The organism is Streptomyces sp. Je 1-4 4N24, from assembly GCF_026239515.1.
Classification (GTDB): domain Bacteria; phylum Actinomycetota; class Actinomycetes; order Streptomycetales; family Streptomycetaceae; genus Streptomyces; species Streptomyces nigrescens.
Genome location: NZ_CP110836.1, coordinates 4967788 through 4985874, shown reverse-complemented (window position 1 = coordinate 4985874; position 18087 = coordinate 4967788). Strand labels below are relative to the sequence as shown.

Sequence of the window (18087 nt, the reverse complement as noted above, 5' to 3'; positions counted from 1 at the left end):
TTCAAAGGGAAGTCCGCCGCCGGGAGATCCCGAGGGCCCCCGCCGGCCTGCGATACGACCAGATCGTCCCATGCCCGTCCCCCGGGAGAGGGTGATCCTCGGCACCTGACCGATCAACCCGCCCCGCAGGTCTTACGCTCTTTTCAACCGGCCCTCCCCACCCGTCGGAGGGCATCCTTCGCGACTTATGGGAGTCACCACAGTGACTGACGTACGTCCGGCCTCCGCCGGCACCGACGGCGGCGTTCTGCACACTCTGTTCCGATCGGAGCAGGGTGGCCATGAGCAGGTCGTTCTCTGCCAGGACCGTGCCAGCGGCCTGAAGGCTGTGATCGCCATCCACAGCACCGCCCTGGGCCCCGCCCTCGGCGGTACCCGCTTCCATGCCTACGCCTCCGAGGAGGAGGCCGTGCTGGACGCCCTGAACCTGTCGCGCGGCATGTCCTACAAGAACGCCCTCGCCGGGCTGGACCACGGCGGCGGTAAGGCCGTGATCATCGGTGACCCCGATCTGATCAAGACCGAGGAACTCCTGCTCGCCTACGGCCGGTTCGTGGCCTCCCTCGGGGGCCGCTATGTCACCGCGTGCGACGTCGGTACCTACGTCGCCGACATGGACGTCGTCGCCCGTACGAACAAGTGGACCACCGGCCGCTCCCCCGACAACGGCGGCGCCGGCGACTCCTCCGTCCTGACCGCCTACGGCGTCTTCCAGGGCATGCGCGCCTCGGCCCAGCACGCCTGGGGCGACCCGACGCTGCGCGGCCGCAAGGTGGGCATCGCGGGCGTCGGCAAGGTCGGCCACCTCCTCGTCGAGCATCTCCTCCAGGACGGCGCCGAGGTAGTGATCACGGATGTCCGCGCCGAGTCGGTGGACCGGGTCCGCGCCAAGTTCCCGCAGGTCACCGCGGTCGCGGACACCGAGGCACTGATCCGCACCGAGGGCCTGGACGTCTACGCGCCGTGTGCGCTGGGCGGTGCGCTGAGCGATGAGTCGGTGCCGGCGCTGACCGCGAAGGTGGTGTGCGGCGCGGCCAACAACCAGCTCGCCCACCCCGGCATCGAGAAGGATCTGTCCGACCGCGGCATCCTCTACGCGCCCGACTACGTCGTGAACGCCGGCGGTGTCATCCAGGTGGCCGACGAGCTGCACGGCTTCGACTTCGACCGCTGCAAGACCAAGGCAGCGAAGATCTTCGACACCACCCTGGCGATATTCGCTCGTGCGAAGGCCGACGGCATTCCGCCCGCCGCGGCCGCCGACCGCCTGGCCGAGCAGCGCATGGCGGAGGCCCGGCGCACCTGACCGAGGCCGGAAATGCGGCCTTGTCGGCCGGAAACAGCTGCTTGTGCGGCCCGCCACGGGTGATCAGGGAGACATCCCTCACCACCCGTCGGCGGGTCGCCGTACAGGACAGGTTAAAATCGCAGTTGACCAGCGGGGACGGGGCACCTTGCAGGTCGTGCCGAGCGGCGGGTGATGCGGGCGACGTACCGTATGGCCGCGGAAGCAGGTACCGTTAAAGCCCTACGGGCCGGTCTCTCTGTCGAGAGCCCGCTCTGATCCATGAACGCGTGTCAAGACTCTGGGGCCATCGAGCCCCGTCATTGAGGGGGTCGACCCATGGGGCGCGGCCGGGCCAAGGCCAAGCAGACAAAGGTCGCCCGCCAGCTGAAGTACAGCAGCGGTGGGACGGATCTCTCACGACTGGCCGACGAGCTGGGTGCATCACCGTCGAACCAGCAGCCTCCGAACGCAGAGCCGTTCGAGGAGGACGAGGACGACGACCCGTACGCACGGTACGCAGATCTGTACAACAGCGACGACGACGAAGAGGACGAGGGCGACTCGTCGGACCAGCGTCGTCGCGCTTGACCACGCTGTGCGCTCGCGGCACCCATAACAGCATCACGGACCCGGTCCTGGGCATTGCCCGGACCGGGTTCTGTGCTGCCCAGATGACTGTCCGGATGTCCGTTGGTGCGGCCGCCGCGCCGACGGCTGCCGACGAGGGCCGCACCTCCCATGGCCCGGACCGGGCCATGGGGCGGACTCGGCCGGTCAGCTCGCGTAGTCACCGGTCAGGGTCACTGCCTCTGCGTGGTCACCGCGCTCGGTGATCTCGCCGCTGACCCAGGCGTCCACACCGCGGTCTGCGAGCGTGGTGAGGGCGGCCTCCACCGAACCCTGGGGGACGACGGCGATCATGCCGACGCCCATGTTCAGGGTCTTCTCCAGCTCCAGGCGCTCGACCGAGCCGGCCGAGCCGACCAGGTCGAAGACCGGGCCGGGCGTCCAGGTGGCACGGTCGACCGTGGCGTGCAGACCGTCCGGGATCACCCGGGCGAGGTTGTTGGCCAGACCGCCGCCGGTGATGTGCGAGAAGGCGTGCACCTCGGTCGTACGGGTAAGCGCCAGGCAGTCCAGCGAGTAGATCTTGGTGGGCTCCAGGAGCTCCTCGCCCAGCGTGCGGCCGAACTCCGGGATCTCCCGGTCCAGGGCCATCCCCGCCCGGTCGAACAGCACATGACGGACCAGCGAGTACCCGTTGGAGTGAAGGCCGGAGGACGCCATGGCGATCACCGCGTCACCCGTACGGATACGATCCGCGCCCAGTACCCGGTCCGCCTCGACGACGCCCGTACCGGCACCGGCGACATCGAACTCGTCCGCGCCCAGCAGGCCAGGGTGCTCCGCGGTCTCGCCGCCGACCAGTGCGCAGCCGGCCAGCACACAGCCCTCGGCGATGCCCTTGACGATCGCGGCGACCCGCTCCGGGTAGACCTTGCCCACGCAGATGTAGTCGGTCATGAACAGCGGTTCGGCGCCGCAGACGACCAGGTCGTCGACGACCATGCCGACGAGGTCGTGACCGATGCTGTCGTAGACGCCCATCTTGCGGGCGATGTCGACCTTCGTGCCGACGCCGTCGGTGGCGGAGGCCAGCAGCGGGCGCTCGTACCGCTTCAGCGCCGAGGCGTCGAAGAGGCCTGCGAAGCCGCCGAGCCCGCCGACGACCTCGGGGCGGGTGGCCTTCTTCACCCACTCCTTCATCAGGTCCACGGCGCGGTCGCCGGCTTCGATGTCGACGCCCGCACTCGCGTAGCTGGCACCAGTGGTCTCGGGCATGGCTGAGAACTTTCGTGTCGTGTGTGTACGAGCTCTACGGGCGACGCAGCGCGTCGGCGCCGCCGACCCCGGCCGTGAGCGTCTGGACGCCGTCCACGTCGGACTTCGCCGGAGCCGCGGTCTCCGACTCCAGGAGGTGCTTGCCCAGCAGCTCCGGGTCGGGCAGCTCCATCGGGTACTCACCGTCGAAGCAGGCACGGCACAGATTCGGCTTGGCGATCGTGGTCGCCTCGATCATGCCGTCGATGGAGATGTACGCGAGCGAATCGGCGCCCAGCGACTTGCCGATCTCCTCCACGCTCAGCCCGTTGGCGATCAGCTCCGCACGGGTGGCGAAGTCGATGCCGAAGAAGCACGGCCACTTGATCGGCGGGGACGAGATCCGGATGTGGACCTCGGCGGCGCCGGCCTCGCGCAGCATCCGGACGAGGGCGCGCTGGGTGTTGCCGCGGACGATCGAGTCGTCGACGACCACCAGGCGCTTGCCGCGGATGACTTCCTTGAGCGGGTTGAGCTTGAGACGGATACCGAGCTGGCGGATGGTCTGCGAGGGCTGGATGAAGGTCCGGCCGACGTAGGAGTTCTTGACCAGGCCGGAGCCGTAAGGGATACCGCTGGCCTCGGCGTAGCCGACGGCGGCGGGGGTGCCGGACTCCGGGGTCGCTATCACCAGGTCCGCGTCGGCCGGCGCCTCGGCGGCCAGCTTGCGGCCCATCTCCACACGGGAGAGGTACACATTGCGGCCGGCGATGTCGGTGTCCGGGCGGGCCAGGTAGACGTACTCGAAGACACAGCCCTTGGGGCGGGCCTCGGCGAAGCGGCTGCTGCGCAGGCCGTCCTCGTCGATGGCGACCATCTCGCCGGGCTCGATCTCCCGGATGAAGCTGGCGCCGCAGATGTCGAGGGCGGCGGTCTCGGAGGCCACCACCCAGCCGCGCTCCAGGCGGCCGAGGACCAGCGGGCGGATGCCCTGCGGGTCGCGGGCGGCGTAGAGCGTGTGCTCGTCCATGAAGCAGAGCGAGAAGGCGCCCTTGACCTTCGGCAGGACGCGCGGTGCGGCCTCTTCGACGGTCAGCGGCTTGCCGTCCTCGTCGACCTGGCCGGCCAGCAGGGCTGTCACCAGGTCGGTGTCGTTGGTGGCCGCGACCTGGGTCGCGCGGCCGCCCTCGCGGGGCAGGGCGGCGACCAGATCCGCCAGCTCGGCGGTGTTGACCAGGTTGCCGTTGTGGCCGAGCGCGATCGAGCCGTGCGCGGTCGCACGGAACGTCGGCTGGGCGTTCTCCCACACCGAGGCACCGGTGGTGGAGTAGCGGGCATGGCCCACGGCGATATGACCCTGGAGGGAGCCGAGCGAAGTCTCGTCGAAGACCTGGGAAACCAGGCCCATGTCCTTGAAGACGAGGATCTGGGAGCCGTTGCTCACCGCGATGCCCGCGGACTCCTGTCCACGGTGCTGCAGCGCATACAGCCCGAAATAGGTGAGTTTGGCGACCTCTTCACCCGGAGCCCAGACACCGAAGACGCCGCAAGCGTCCTGGGGGCCCTTCTCACCGGGGAGCAGGTCGTGGCTGAGTCGTCCGTCACCACGTGGCACGGCACCGAGTCTAGGGCAGGTCGCGCATTCATCCGAACCGGGGATGGCCGCGCAACTGGAGAAGTGCATGAATGCGGGACCGTGGGTGATTGACGTGGCCACGACCGCCGGGCCGGTGGCCGACCGGTCGGTACCTCGCCTATTGCGGGCCGAGTGCCGCCCCGGCCGCCGCGCTGAACTGCGTTTTCTTCACTGCTGAGCGGATTGCGGTGCTCCGCTTCTCGCTTCCCCGCGGTCGCCCGTTGTGCGGCCATGGCCTCGCTCCTTCCGGGTTTGCCGCTCGCCGCGTCCGCCCCGTCCGTGTGAGATACGCGACGTGCACCGTCCCCCGCCGGGACCCGGTTCGAGCCGACCCGGCCCGATCAGCTCATGACGGGCAGATACGCGCCGATGTCGGCCCGCTCGCCGCCGGCGCTGACGCGCGCCGCGTCCACCGCCTCGGCCCACGTCGTCCGGCCGGTGGCCAGCCGTATCCAGGTCAGCGGGTCGGTCTCGACGACATTCGGCGGGGTGCCGCGGGTGTGCTTCGGCCCCTGGACGCACTGCACCACGGCGAACGGCGGCACCCGGACCTCGACCGAGCCGCCCGGCGCGCGAGCGGCCAGCACATCGGCCAGCAGCCGGGTCGTGGTGGCCAGGGCCTGGCGGTCGTACGGGATCTCCTGGCCGGTCGCCGCCGCGAGATCGTCGGTGTGCACGATGAGTTCGAGGCAGCGGGTGACCAGGAAGTCGGACAGCCGCATCGCGCCGGGGACGGCGGCCATCACCCGGTCATCGGGCTCCAGTCCGACGGCCTCGGTGTACTCCGCCGCGGTGCGCTCCAGCAGGTCCACGGGCTCGTGGGCGGCGGCCAGGGCGCGGCTGCGCTCGTCGACCGAGGAGGCGAGCGGGGCGGACGCGGACGGCCATTCCAGCAGGGTGGCCTCCGGCTGCGGCGGGGCCGGCCGCGCGAGGCTGCGCGCCACCGCGCCCACCGCCATGGCCAGATGCGCCACCAGCTCCCGCACCGTCCAGTCGCCGAGGCGGGTCGGCAGCGCGAACTGCTCGGGCGAGAGACCGCGTACGGCGTCCAGGACATGATCGAGCTGGGCCGCGACGGCGGCGCGGGTCTTCTTCGGGTCGTACTGACGAGCGCGCGGCTTCCGGGCGGCGGGTGGCATGTGGATCAGCCTAGGCGGGACCACTGACAGTGCCCTCGGTTTCCGCCACCGTCGCCGGGGCCGCCTCGAAGATCTCGCCGTTGGCCGGGACGCCGATGTCCTGCCAGGTGAAGGGAAGCCCGTCGGCGGTTTCGGAGTCGGCGGCGTTCATCAGCTGGAAGTGGACGTGCGGCTCGGTGCTGTTGCCGGAGTTGCCGCACTGACCGAGCTGCTGTCCGGCCCGGACCCGGTCCCCCGGGCGGACGGTGAGCGAGCCGCGGCGGACATGGGCGTAGAGCGCGTAGGTGCCGCCGCCCAGGTCGAGGATCACGTGGTTGCCGATGATCCGCCGGACGCCGCCCAGAGTGCGGCCGATTCCTTCGACGAGGAAGAAGTAGACGACCGCGAGCCATGACGTGCGGCTGAGGTGGTCGCGCTGGCGGTCGTCGGTGTGGACGACGGTGGCGTCGGCGACGGCGAACAGGGGCGCACCGAAGGCCGGGAAGTCCGCATTGCCCCGAGCGAGGGGCCACCAGCCGAAGCCGGGCCGTGCGCCGGGCTCGGGCTCGGCCACGATGTCGATGGCGTACGCCTGCCCGTAGGCCCGGGTGCCGTGGCTGGGCACCTTGTCGGCGGGGCTGTTCAGCGCCTTCCAGCGGCCGGTGACCGGCGCGGCGGTCACCACCGGCCCGGGAGCGGACCCGGTGGCGCCCTCGCCCTTCGTGCCGGCCCTCCGCCGGTGGACGCCGAATCCGAGCAGCAGCCACAGGACGAGCGGGATCCAGGTCAACCAGTACGCGAAGTAGTCGACGAAGAAGTTCGTGACGACCATCCCGACGAAGGTCAGCAGGCAGAGGCGGGCGGCGAGTGCGGAGAGCTTCCGTACGGACGTGGACGGCATGCGATTCCCCTGGGGTCGGCTCGGGTGGGTGTCAGGGCCCGGCGGCGGTCAGCATCACCAGCAGCGGTACGACGCGGTCGGTGGGTACCTCGTAACGGCCGCGGGCGGCGGTGTGCAGCCAGCCGGCGGCGGTCAGCTGCCGGAGGTGGTGGTAGATCTGGCCGGTCGTGCCCGTGCCGTCGAGCTCGGTGAGTTCGGCGGCGGTGCAGCGGCCGCCGAGGATCTCGCGCAGCAGCCGCAGGCGTACGGGCTGGCCGAGCGCCGCGAACGACTCGGCGGCGGCGGCCCAGTCGCGGTCCAGCACGGTGTCGGTGACCAGGCCGTACTGCCACTCGTAGCGCTGTCCGGCCGGGGTCCGTACGGCGCCGGTGAAGAGCACTCCGCCGTTGTCGGCGCCCAGCTCGGCGAGCTGGCCCTTCAGGCCCTGCAGGGCCCACAGCGCGTCATCGGGGTCCCGCTCGGGCGGGGGAGCCGGCCGGTCGGCGGCCTGCTCGAGCGCCGCCAGCCGTCGCTCCAGCTCGGACACCCGCTGTTCGAGATCCATGGTGAGAGATTACGTAACTACGTAATTCTTGGCAAGAGGGTTGCCCGTTAGGGGAAAGTCATCCGGCGCGGAAAAGCGGCGACGGCCCGCCCCCTTGTGGGGACGGGCCGTCGGACCGTCATATGGGGGCGGAGTGCACCGCCCCGCCCGGCCTCAGGCGATCAGGCCCGGGATCGTCGCCTCGTGCGACTCCTTCAGCTCGCTCAGCGGGATGCTGAACTGCCCCTGGACGTCGATCTCCGCGCCGTCGATCACGCCGATCCGGGTGGCCGGCAGGCCCCGCGCACCGCACATATCGGTGAAGCGGAGCTCCTCGCTGCGCGGGACGGCGACGACCGCACGGCCCGCCGACTCGGAGAACAGCAGGACGAAGGGGTCCAGCCCGTCGGGAACAACGAGGCGGGCGCCCTTGCCGCCGCGCAGACACGACTCCACCAGCGCCTGGATCAGACCGCCGTCGGAGAGGTCGTGCGCGGCGTCGATCATGCCGTCACGGGAGGCCGAGATCAGCACCTCCGCCAGCAGGCGCTCGCGCTCCAGGTCCACCTTCGGCGGCAGACCACCGAGGTGATCGTGCACGACCTGCGACCACGCCGAGCCGCCGAGCTCCTCGCGGGTGTCACCCAGGAGGTAGACCAGCTGGCCCTCTTCCGCGAAGGCGATCGGCGTACGGCGGTTCACATCGTCGATGACACCGAGCACCGCGACGACCGGGGTCGGGTGGATCGCCACCTCGCCGGTCTGGTTGTAGAGCGAGACATTGCCGCCGGTGACGGGCGTGCCGAGGGTCTGGCAGGCGTCGGCGAGACCGCGGGTGGCCTCGGCGAACTGCCACATCACCGCCGGGTCCTCGGGCGAACCGAAGTTCAGGCAGTCGGAGACCGCCAGCGGCTTGGCACCGGACGCGGCGACATTGCGGTACGCCTCGGCCAGCGCCAGCTGCGCGCCCGCATACGGGTCGAGCTTGGCGTAGCGCCCGTTGCCGTCGGTCGCGAGCGCGACACCGAGGTTGCTGTCCTCGTCGATGCGGACCATACCGGCGTCCTCCGGCTGCGCGAGGACGGTGTTGCCCTGCACGAACCGGTCGTACTGGTCGGTGATCCACGCCTTGGAGGCCTGGTTGGGCGAGGCCACCAGCTTCAGGACCTGCGCCCGCAGTTCCTCCGCGTTCGCCGGGCGGGCCAGCTTGGCCGCGTCGTCGGCCTGGAGGGCGTCCTGCCAGTCGGGGCGGGCATACGGGCGCTCGTAGACCGGGCCCTCGTGGGCGACGGTGCGCGGCGGTACGTCCACGATCTGCTCGCCGTGCCAGAAGATCTCCAGCTGCGAGCCCTCCGTCACCTCACCGATGACGGTCGCGATGACATCCCACTTCTCGCAGATCTCCAGGAAGCGGTCGACCTTCCCGGGCTCAACGATCGCGCACATGCGCTCCTGGGACTCGCTCATGAGGATTTCCTCGGGCGAGAGGGAGGAGTCGCGCAGCGGCACGGTGTCCAGCTCGACGCGCATCCCGCCGGAGCCGGCCGAGGCCAGCTCGCTGGTGGCGCAGGACAGCCCGGCACCGCCGAGGTCCTGGATGCCGTCGACCAGGTCTTCCTTGAAGATCTCCAGGGTGCACTCGATGAGCAGCTTCTCCTGGAAGGGGTCACCGACCTGGACGGCGGGGCGCTTGGTGGGCTTGGAGTCGTCGAAGGTCTCCGAGGCCAGCACGGAGACGCCGCCGATGCCGTCGCCGCCGGTGCGGGCGCCGTAGAGGATGACCTTGTTGCCCGCGCCGGACGCCTTGGCGAGGTGGATGTCCTCGTGCTTCATGACGCCGATACAGCCGGCGTTGACCAGCGGGTTGCCCTGGTAGCAGGCGTCGAAGACGACCTCGCCACCGATGTTGGGCAGTCCCAGGCAGTTGCCGTAACCGCCGATTCCGGCCACCACGCCCGGCAGGACGCGCTTGGTGTCGGGGTGGTCGGCGGCACCGAACCGCAGCGGGTCGACGACGGCGACGGGGCGGGCGCCCATGGCGAGGATGTCGCGGACGATGCCGCCGACGCCGGTGGCCGCGCCCTGGTAGGGCTCGATGTACGAGGGGTGGTTGTGGGACTCCACCTTGAAGGTGACGGCGTAGCCCTGGCCGACGTCGACGACACCGGCGTTCTCGCCGATACCGACGAGCAGTGCGTCGTTCTCGGGGGCCTTCTCGCCGAACTGCTTCAGATGGACCTTGCTGCTCTTGTAGGAGCAGTGCTCGGACCACATGACCGAATACATGGCGAGTTCGGCGCCGGTGGGACGGCGGCCGAGAATCTCCCGGATGCGCTGGTACTCGTCCTGCTTCAGGCCGAGTTCGGCCCACGGCTGGTCGGTGTCCGGCGTCTCGGCTGCGTGCTTGACGGTGTCGAGAGTCATGCGTTGACCAGCTTCTTCAGGATCGAGGTGAAGAATCCGAGGCCGTCGGTACGGCCCGTACCGATCAGCGGCTCCACGGCGTGCTCGGGGTGCGGCATGAGGCCGACGACATTGCCCGCCTCATTGGTGATGCCGGCGATATCGCGGAGCGAACCGTTGGGGTTGCCGTCCAGGTAGCGGAAGGCGACCCGGCCCTCGGCCTCGAGCATGTCGAGCGTGCGCTCGTCGGCGACGTACCGGCCGTCGATGTTCTTCAGCGGAACACTGATCTCCTGGCCGGACTCGTAGTCCACGGTCCAGGAAGTCTCCGCGTTCTCCACCCGCAGCTTCTGGTCACGGCAGATGAAGTGCAGATGGTTGTTGCGGAGCATGGCGCCGGGCAGCAGGTGGCTCTCGGTGAGCACCTGGAAGCCATTGCAGATACCCAGGACGGGCATACCGGCCTTGGCCTGCTCGATAACGGTCTCCATCAGCGGCGAGAAACGGGAGATGGCCCCGGCCCGCAGATAGTCGCCGTACGAGAAGCCGCCGGGCAGCACCACGGCGTCGACCTGCTTGAGGTCCTTGTCGCGGTGCCACAGCGGCACCGCTTCGGCGCCGGCCACCCGGACCGCGCGCTGGGTGTCGCGGTCGTCGAGCGTGCCGGGGAAGGTAAGGACTCCGATCCGCGAGGTCATGAGTCGACCCGCACGGTGAAGTCTTCGATGACGGTGTTGGCGAGGAAGGTCTCGGCCATCTCATGGATGCGAGCGAGGGCGGCGTCGTCGACCGGACCCTCCACCTCAAGTTCGAAACGCTTGCCCTGACGGACGTCGGCGATCCCCTCGAATCCCAGGCGTGGCAGTGCGCGCTGCACCGCCTGCCCCTGCGGGTCGAGGATCTCCGGCTTGAGCATGACGTCGACTACGACGCGTGCCACTGGCACTCCCGGTGGTGTGGTGCGTAAGGCGGTGTCCTCACAGTACCGTGTTCGAAAATCTACGCGCATAGATATACAGTGCGCCCGATCACGGTCCGGTATCGACAGGAGTGCACCGCAGGAAAAATCCTCGAAAAGATCCGGGGTCCGGATTGCGGGAAGACACGCTGACAAAATTAACTGGGCTTCACAATGCAATGCCCATCGCTGTACAAATGAAAAAGCATTGATCCCAATCAGCCGGATCCGGAGCATCACCCCATGTCAACAAGGGGTTGCTCCCCGAAAGGACCGATATCCGTGGCGCAGCGCGTAGTAGTAACGCTCTCCGATGACATCGACGGAGGAGAAGCCGCAGAGACGGTCGCCTTCGGATTGGACGGGAAGTCGTACGAGATCGACCTCAATCCCGCCAATGCGAAGAAACTGCGCGGTGCCCTCGCTCCGTTCGTCGAGGCCGGCCGCAAGCGGGCCAAGTCCGGCAAGGCCTACCACCGGACCGCGGTGACCCCCGATCCCGCGGCCGTCCGGGCCTGGGCCCGCTCCAACCAGATGGACGTCCCCCCGCGCGGCCGGATCCCGAAGAAGGTCTACGAGGCCTTCAACGCCGCCAATCACTGACCGAGTTACCGGCATCCCTCGGCCCGCGCGCAGCCGACTTGCACAGCACCCCTACTGATCAGCTAGAGTCTGGAGCACGCCGAGGGGCGAGGCCGAAAGGCCGGACCTCACGGAGTCACGCGGGTGTAGCTCAGTAGTAGAGCGCCCCCTTTCCAAGGGGGAGGCGCAGTGTGCAATCCCTGTCACCCGCTCTGACTGCTCGACCTTCCTAAAGGATCAGGTAGAGTAGCTGTCGCGCCGCTCGGTGAAAGCCGAGTGGATGCCTGCGGACGTAGCTCAGTTGGTAGAGCGCAACCTTGCCAAGGTTGAGGTCGCGAGTTCGAGCCTCGTCGTCCGCTCAGATAAAGAAGGCCCCGGTCATTGCGACCGGGGCCTTCTTTTGTGGCGCCACATCGCGCCACTCCCGCTTCCCTTGCTCCGCGCCTTGGCAACTGACATTTGTCATCAGCTGCGATGACAGCCCGCACTGCCCCGAACCTTGATCCGGCGGAACGCTGGTCTCATGAACATCGGGGAGAAAACCATCGGGGGCGTCGGACGCGGCGGCGCCAGAAGCGCCGGCTCCGGAGCCGGTGTGATCGAAGTCACCGGGCTGCGGAGGAGTTACGGTGCCGCCGGCCGGCGCACGGACGGTCGGCGGGAACGGGGCCGGCGCAACGGGCCCAGCGGGCCGAGCGGGCCGAGCGGGCCGAGCGGGCCGCGGAGCTTCGAGGCCGTGCGCGGGATCGACTTCGCCGTCGAGCGCGGGGAGCTGTTCGCGCTGCTGGGGACCAACGGCGCGGGCAAGACCTCCACTCTCGAACTGCTGGAGGGCCTGGCCCTGCCCACTGCCGGACAGGTCCGCGTCCTTGGCCATGACCCCTTCCGGGAGCGGCGCAAGGTGCGGCCCCGTGTCGGCGTCATGCTGCAGGAGGGCGGCTTCCCCTCCGAGCTGACGCCCGCGGAGACCGTGCGCATGTGGGCGGGGTGCACCAGCGGGGCGCGTCCGGTCGACGAAGCCCTCGGCTCCGTGGGGCTGGAGCGGCGCCGCAATGTCCGGGTGAAGCAGCTGTCCGGCGGTGAGCGCCGGCGGCTGGATCTCGCCCTGGCGCTGCTGGGGAGGCCCGAGGTGCTGTTCCTGGACGAGCCGACGACCGGCCTGGACACCGAAGCGCGCCATGCCACGTGGGAATTGGTCCGCGAGCTGCGGGACTCCGGGACCACGATCGTGCTGACCACGCACTATCTCGAAGAAGCCGAGGAGCTGGCGGACCGGCTGGCGATCATGCACGGCGGGCGGATCGCGGCCGCGGGCCATGTCGCGGACGTGGTCGCCGCGCACCCCTCGCACATCTCCTTCGAGCTGCCCACCGGATTCCATCTCGGCGACCTCCCGCCTCTGGGCGAACTGGGCGTCATCGGCCACGAGACGGACGGGCGCGCGGTCCGGCTGCGGACGGACGAGCTGCAGCGGGCCGCGACCGGCGTACTGCTCTGGGCTCAGGACAAGGGGATAACGCTGGGGAATCTGGACGTCAGATCCGCATCCCTGGAAGAGGCATTTCTGCACATCGCAAAGGGGCTGGAGAACGCATGAGTGCAAGCGTGAGGGAAGCCGGCGTCCCCGAGCGCGCCGGAACGGCCGGGGAGACCGGCGCCGCGGCGCGTCTTCTCTCCCTGGGGCGGGCCGAGTTGACCCTTCTCGGCCGCAACAAGACCGCGTTGACGACCTCGTTGATCATCCCGGTCGCCCTGGCATTCGCCATGAAAGGGGCGGTCAGTGGAATGAATCTGTCCGGCACCGGGCTGTCGGTCGGAACGGTGCTGCTCCCCGCGACCCTCGGTTACGTCCTGATCTTCGCCGTCTACTCCAACCTCACCGGCTCCTATGTCGCCCGGCGTGAAGAACTGGTCCTCAAACGACTGCGTACCGGTGAGCTGCGGGACCTGGAAATACTGACCGGCACCGCGCTCCCGTCGGTACTGCTGGGGCTGGGGCAATGTGTCCTTCTGGTGGTCCTGGGCGGCCTGGTGCTGGACGCCGGTCTGCCCACCGCGCCGCATCTCCTCATCGCAGGAGTGGTGCTCGGCATGGCCGCGGTCGTGGGGTTCGCCGCGGCATCCTCCGTGCTCGCCAAGTCGGCCGAGGCCGCTCAGCTGGCCGTGCTCCCCTTCATGATGGTGTCGCTGGCCGGGTCCGGGATGGTCGTCCCCCTGGACATCCTTCCGGAGCGCGTGGCGTCCGTTCTCGAACTGCTCCCGTTGTCACCGGCGATGGAGCTGATACGGGCCGGCTGGACCGGCGGCGGGGGCCTCAAGGAGACGCTGGGGCAGGTCATCACCGGCTTGGCCTGGAGCGGGCTCGCGTTGTTTGCTGTTCAGCGGTGGTTCCGCTGGGAGCCGCGGCGCTAGCGGTGCAGGGCGATCACGACGGGGGCGGACAGCGCATGATCGAAAAGCTACGGACGATGTGGCGGCGGCGGGGCCAGATGGCCATGATCGACGCCTACTTCCGCAGCAGTCTGTACCTCCTCCCCTGGCTTCCCGTGCTCATGGGGGTGGCGCCTGTGATGAGCCAGACGGGGGGCAGCCCTGTGCCGGTCACCTTGGCCGGAGTCGCCATGGGGCTGAATCTGGCACAGGGCGCGCTGGCCGTACCGCTGTTGAACCGCGCATTGAACCGCTATCTGGAACGGGGGGCGACACCGCGCACCCTGCTGTTCGTCTCGGGGGTGCTGACCCTCGTCGCCGAGGGCGCGCTGTGGACGCTGCTCACCGTCAAGGGAGCGGCCGACAAGGACAGTGTGAGTGCGGTGGCGCTGGCGATCGGCGCGACCCTGACACCGTTCTTCATGGCCCACAGCCTGGTGGTGTCCAAGCGGAAGTTCCTGGCCGCGCTGTCCGGCAGCGCCGCGGCGTCCATGGCGTTGCTCTTCCCGCTCACGGGCTCCTGGCTGGGCTCGCTGGGCATGGCGTGCCTGTTGCTCTTCGCCGGTATGTGGAGCTTTGTGCTGGCGCGACCCACGGGCTGGCTGCTCGGTGTGATCTGGAAGCTGGATGCGGCACGCGGCACCGAGACGCGGCTCGCGGTCGCCGAGGAGCGGCTGAGGTTCGGCCGGGATCTGCACGATGTCATGGGCCGGAATCTGGCGGTGATCGCGCTCAAGAGCGAGCTGGCGGTCCAGCTGGCGCGACGGGAGCGGCCGGAGGCCGTGGAGCAGATGGTGGAGGTGCAGCGGATCGCCCAGGAGTCACAGCGGGAGGTCCGGGAGGTGGTGCGCGGCTACCGGAAGGCCGATCTGCAGGCGGAGTTGGCGGGGGCCCGCTCCATACTGCGGGCGGCGGGGGTGGACTGCCGTATCGAGGGCGAGGAAGGGGCACAGCTGCCGCCGGAGGTGGAGTCGGCGCTCGGCTGGGTCGTCCGCGAAGGCACCACGAACGTCCTGCGGCACGCCGTGGAAGTGCGGCGCTGTGCGGTGCGGACCCGGATCGACCCGCACCGCTCGGTGCTGGTGATGACCATGGAGAACGACGGTGTCACCAGTCCGCCGGACGGGTCCGCCGCCGGTTCGCTCCCCGGCAGCGGTCTCAAGGGACTGCGGGAACGGCTCAGCCCCTTGGGCGGGAGCCTGACGTCGGGCCTGGTCCCGAACGGCTTCTTCCGGCTGACGGTCGAACTCCCGGTGGGGGCGGCGAGTGGGTAGCGGGGGCGGGGTGCGGAGTGTGTCGGTGCGGGCGGTCGCGGTGGGACGGAGAGGGGGATGACGGGGTGAGTGAGGGGGTGAGCGAGCGGGTGATCCGGGTGTTGCTCGCGGATGATGAGCACCTGATCCGTGGGGCTCTGGCGGCGTTGTTGTCGCTGGAGGACGATCTGCAGGTGGTGGCGGAGGCGGCGACGGGGCCGGAGGCGCGGGCGATGGCCCGGGCGCATGAGCCGGATGTGGCGGTGCTGGATCTGCAGATGCCGGGGGCGGACGGTGTGGCGGTGGCCACATCGCTGCGGGACGAGGTGCCGGGGTGCCGGTCGATGATCGTGACGAGTCACGGCCGGCCGGGGCATCTGAAGCGGGCACTGGAGGCGGGGGTGCGGGGCTTTGTGCCGAAGACGGTGTCGGCGCAGCGGCTGGCGGAGATCATCCGCACGGTGCATACCGGAAACCGTTATGTGGACCCGGAGTTGGCGGCGGACGCGATAAGCGCCGGGGAGTCACCGCTGACCGTCCGGGAGGCGGAGGTACTGGAATGCGCCGAGGCAGGGGCCCCGGTCACGGAGATCGCGGCGCGGGCGTCACTGTCGCCGGGGACGGTGCGGAACTATCTCTCGTCGGCGACCGCGAAGCTGGGCGCGGAGAACCGTCATGCGGCGGCGCGCATCGCCCGCGAGCGGGGTTGGCTATAGTGGACCCCGCACCGCGCGGCGGCGACTGATTTCAGGAGCTTTGCGCGGAGCATGCGGACGTAGCTCAGTTGGTAGAGCGCAACCTTGCCAAGGTTGAGGTCGCGAGTTCGAGCCTCGTCGTCCGCTCAGATGAAGGAAAGACCCCGGTCGGTGACCGGGGTCTTTCCGTTATGACCAGCTGAGGCCCGTGAGGCGCTGGTAGGCCTCGATGTACTTGGCGCGGGTGCTCTCGACGATCTCGTGCGGGAGGGCGGGCGGCGGCTCCTCGCCCGTACGGTCCCAGGCCGCGGCGGGGGACGTCAGCCAGTCACGGACGAACTGCTTGTCGAAGGACGGCTGGGCGCGGCCCGGCTGCCACAGATCGGCCGGCCAGAAGCGCGAGGAGTCCGGCGTCAGGACCTCATCGGCCAGGGTCAGCTGCTCGCCGTCGAAGCCGAACTCGAACTTGGTGTCCGCCAGGATGATGCCGCGCTCGCGGGCGATGTCGCGGGCCCGGCCGTAGACGGCGAGGGTGGTCTGCCGCAGCTGGGCGGCGACCTCGGTGCCGACCTGGTGGGCGACCTCCTCGTAGGAGACGTTCTCGTCGTGATCGCCGACGGCGGCCTTGGTGGCCGGGGTGAAGATCGGCGCGGGGAGCTCGGAGCCGTCGACGAGGCCTTCGGGGAGGGCCAGTCCGCAGACCGTACGGGTCTGCCGGTATTCGGCGAGGCCGGAGCCGGTGAGATAGCCGCGGGCCACACACTCCACGGGGACCATGTCCAGCGACTTGCAGACCAGGGTGCGGCCCGCCCAGTCGGCGGGGGCGCCGGCCGGGACGTCGGTGGCGAGGACATGGTGGGGCACCAGGTCGGAGAGCTGATCGAACCACCACAGGGACAGCTGGGTGAGGACGCGGCCCTTGTCCGGGATCTCGGTGGGCAGCACCCAGTCGTAGACCGAGGTCCGGTCGCTGGCGACCATGACCAGGTCACCGGCGGCGTTCCGGTAGAGGTCGCGCACCTTGCCGGTGTGGAGGTGGGTGAGCCCGGGGACCTCCACCGGCTCAGGCTTTTCTACAAAACCGGGCACGCTTCCTCCGCGTAGGTTGATCCAGGAGTCCTACCGATTCTCCCTTACGCGCGCCGGAGGTGTCGGACGGGGGCCGGGTGCGCCCCCGGAGCCCGGTGTCAGACGGGGCGGCGGGTGCCGCGACGGGTGCCCCGGTGGGCGATCAGCGCGAGGGTGGCCGCGGCCGGGACGACCGCCGCGAGCAGGACCGTGGCCGGGGCGAACCAGCCGGTGAGCAGGGTGATCGCGTACGGGGTGCAGAAGCCCAGGTAGCACAGGGCCCAGAAGCGCGCGGTGAGGCGGGCCAGCCGGTCCGGGGGTGCCAGGGCGGCGACCTCGGTCAGTCCGTACGCCACACACAGTCCGTATCCGGCGCCGAGGACGGCGGCGGCGAGCAGGGCCGCGTCGGGCCGTATGTGGGCGACGGCGAAGGCGGCGAGGAGCAGGCCGAGGATGACGGCGGCGAGCCCGGCGACGGCGGTGGCGATGCGGTGCCGGGCGGCGAGGCGGCGGGCGAGCGGGGCGACGAGCAGGCCGGTGCCGGGGGTGACCGCGGTGACGATGCCGGCGTACACGGTCTGCCAGCCGGTGAGCCCGGCGTCGACGAGCCCGGGGAGGGTGGCGAGGGCGATGCTGGGGGCGACGAACACCCAGGGGGCGACCGGGGCGACCAGCCGGCGGAAGGCGGTGCCGGGGGTGGGGGCAGGGACAGCGGCGGGGGCAGGCGCGGCCGGCGTGGTGGCCGCCAACTGTCCGCCGGTGGTGGCGGTTTCCGGGGTGCGGGCCGCGAGGAGGGCGGCTGCCGCGGAGAGGGCGAGGTGCGGGAGGTAGGCCGTGATCAGGGGCGCCGGGGCCCATTGGGCGGTCAGTGCCGCCGCCAGGCCGCCGGTGGCGAAGCCCGCGGAGAGGAAGAGCCCCGAGCGACGGGCCGCGGCCCCCGCCGCCGAGACGGTGTCGTACGGCGGTGAGGACAGCTCCTTGATCCAGGCGCTGCCGGCGCTGAGCAGGGCACCGGCACCGATGCCGGTCAGAAAGCGGCCGGGCCACAGCAGACCGGTGGCCGTCGCGCCCGCCATCAGCAGCGCGGTCGCCAGCGCGGAGATCGCGAGCGCGGTGAACACGACGGGGCGGCGGCCGCGGCGGTCGGCGAGCGGGCCGCCCAGGAACAGACCGGGGATCAGGCCGAGGACGTAGACGCCGAAGAGTGCGCTGGTGGTGGCCGCGGTCAGACCGGGGCCGGAGTGGTAGGCGCCGAGCAGGGCGGAGAACTGGTTGGCGCTCCAGCCCGACGCGGTCATGACCCATCCGGTGCGCAGCCAGTGGCGGGGCGCGAGCGGAGGGCGGCCGGTCGGGAGGCGTGCGGGTGCCGTGGTGGTCATGCAGGGCTTTGTACGGGCCGTGCGGGCCGCGG

17 protein-coding genes and 3 tRNA genes are annotated in these 18087 nt (G+C 70.2%); 10 read left to right on the top strand and 10 right to left on the bottom strand.

What is annotated here, in order from left to right; all coding sequences use genetic code 11:
* Positions 1-187: 187 nt before the first annotated feature.
* Both SLV14N_RS21740 and SLV14N_RS21735 read left to right on the top strand, forming a co-directional pair.
* Complete coding sequence (locus SLV14N_RS21740; RefSeq protein ID WP_263270703.1) at positions 188-1306, top strand: Glu/Leu/Phe/Val dehydrogenase dimerization domain-containing protein; 1119 nt, start codon at positions 188-190, stop codon at positions 1304-1306.
* A 318-nt stretch (positions 1307-1624) separates the two neighbouring features.
* The gene (locus SLV14N_RS21735; protein ID WP_018092657.1) at positions 1625-1876 is read left to right on the top strand and encodes a DUF3073 domain-containing protein; all 252 of its coding nucleotides are present in this window, start codon (positions 1625-1627) and stop codon (positions 1874-1876) included.
* A gap of 186 nt (positions 1877-2062) precedes the next feature.
* Here the strand turns inward: SLV14N_RS21735 and purM are convergent, their stop codons facing one another.
* The 8 genes from purM to purS form a co-directional block, all read right to left on the bottom strand.
* A complete protein-coding gene (gene purM / locus SLV14N_RS21730) occupies positions 2063-3130 on the bottom strand; it encodes a phosphoribosylformylglycinamidine cyclo-ligase (protein ID WP_109890760.1) in 1068 nt (355 codons plus the stop codon).
* Positions 3131-3164: 34 nt separating this feature from the next.
* On the bottom strand, positions 3165-4724 hold the full coding sequence (purF, locus tag SLV14N_RS21725) for an amidophosphoribosyltransferase (RefSeq protein ID WP_018092655.1): 1560 nt from the start codon (positions 4722-4724) through the stop codon (positions 3165-3167).
* Between the two features lie 362 nt (positions 4725-5086).
* A complete protein-coding gene (locus SLV14N_RS21720; RefSeq protein WP_263270702.1) occupies positions 5087-5884 on the bottom strand; it encodes a maleylpyruvate isomerase family mycothiol-dependent enzyme in 798 nt (265 codons plus the stop codon).
* A gap of 10 nt (positions 5885-5894) precedes the next feature.
* Complete coding sequence (locus SLV14N_RS21715) at positions 5895-6764, bottom strand: M23 family metallopeptidase (protein ID WP_208682888.1); 870 nt, start codon at positions 6762-6764, stop codon at positions 5895-5897.
* Positions 6765-6795: 31 nt separating this feature from the next.
* Complete coding sequence (locus SLV14N_RS21710; protein ID WP_208682886.1) at positions 6796-7308, bottom strand: helix-turn-helix transcriptional regulator; 513 nt, start codon at positions 7306-7308, stop codon at positions 6796-6798.
* Between the two features lie 153 nt (positions 7309-7461).
* Positions 7462-9711 carry a phosphoribosylformylglycinamidine synthase subunit PurL gene (gene purL / locus SLV14N_RS21705; RefSeq protein ID WP_208682884.1) on the bottom strand — a complete coding sequence of 750 codons (2250 nt, stop codon included), beginning with the start codon at positions 9709-9711 and terminating at the stop codon, positions 7462-7464.
* The gene (gene purQ / locus SLV14N_RS21700; protein WP_208682881.1) at positions 9708-10388 is read right to left on the bottom strand and encodes a phosphoribosylformylglycinamidine synthase subunit PurQ; all 681 of its coding nucleotides are present in this window, start codon (positions 10386-10388) and stop codon (positions 9708-9710) included. The genes purL and purQ overlap by 4 nt, the downstream gene beginning before the upstream one ends.
* Complete coding sequence (purS, locus tag SLV14N_RS21695) at positions 10385-10630, bottom strand: phosphoribosylformylglycinamidine synthase subunit PurS (protein ID WP_006604673.1); 246 nt, start codon at positions 10628-10630, stop codon at positions 10385-10387. Before purS ends, purQ begins: the two co-directional genes overlap by 4 nt.
* 300 nt (positions 10631-10930) lie before the next feature.
* Between purS and SLV14N_RS21690 the strand changes: the two genes are divergently transcribed.
* From SLV14N_RS21690 to SLV14N_RS21655, 8 genes are all read left to right on the top strand, one after another.
* A complete protein-coding gene (locus SLV14N_RS21690; protein ID WP_026170169.1) occupies positions 10931-11251 on the top strand; it encodes an Lsr2 family protein in 321 nt (106 codons plus the stop codon).
* Between the two features lie 119 nt (positions 11252-11370).
* Positions 11371-11442, top strand: a tRNA-Gly gene (locus SLV14N_RS21685).
* Positions 11443-11516: 74 nt separating this feature from the next.
* Positions 11517-11589: transfer RNA gene (locus SLV14N_RS21680), tRNA-Gly, on the top strand.
* Between the two features lie 164 nt (positions 11590-11753).
* On the top strand, positions 11754-12827 hold the full coding sequence (locus SLV14N_RS21675) for an ABC transporter ATP-binding protein (protein WP_263270698.1): 1074 nt from the start codon (positions 11754-11756) through the stop codon (positions 12825-12827).
* The gene (locus SLV14N_RS21670; protein WP_259670450.1) at positions 12824-13642 is read left to right on the top strand and encodes an ABC transporter permease; all 819 of its coding nucleotides are present in this window, start codon (positions 12824-12826) and stop codon (positions 13640-13642) included. Before SLV14N_RS21675 ends, SLV14N_RS21670 begins: the two co-directional genes overlap by 4 nt.
* A 35-nt stretch (positions 13643-13677) precedes the next feature.
* Positions 13678-14934, top strand: a complete 1257-nt coding sequence (locus SLV14N_RS21665; RefSeq protein WP_263270697.1) for a sensor histidine kinase — start codon at positions 13678-13680, stop codon at positions 14932-14934.
* A gap of 65 nt (positions 14935-14999) precedes the next feature.
* Positions 15000-15629: a response regulator transcription factor gene (locus tag SLV14N_RS21660; RefSeq protein WP_259670449.1), complete on the top strand. Its 630-nt coding sequence runs from the start codon at positions 15000-15002 to the stop codon at positions 15627-15629.
* Positions 15630-15682: 53 nt separating this feature from the next.
* A tRNA-Gly gene (locus SLV14N_RS21655) sits at positions 15683-15755 on the top strand.
* 42 nt (positions 15756-15797) lie between these two features.
* On the opposite strand, the gene SLV14N_RS21650 is transcribed toward SLV14N_RS21655, so the two are convergent.
* Both SLV14N_RS21650 and SLV14N_RS21645 read right to left on the bottom strand, forming a co-directional pair.
* Positions 15798-16697, bottom strand: a complete 900-nt coding sequence (locus tag SLV14N_RS21650) for a phosphoribosylaminoimidazolesuccinocarboxamide synthase (RefSeq protein ID WP_026170165.1) — start codon at positions 16695-16697, stop codon at positions 15798-15800.
* Positions 16698-16795: 98 nt separating this feature from the next.
* Positions 16796-18055 (bottom strand): MFS transporter, encoded by a 1260-nt coding sequence (locus SLV14N_RS21645; protein ID WP_259670448.1) that lies wholly within the window; start codon positions 18053-18055, stop codon positions 16796-16798.
* Positions 18056-18087: the final 32 nt, after the last annotated feature.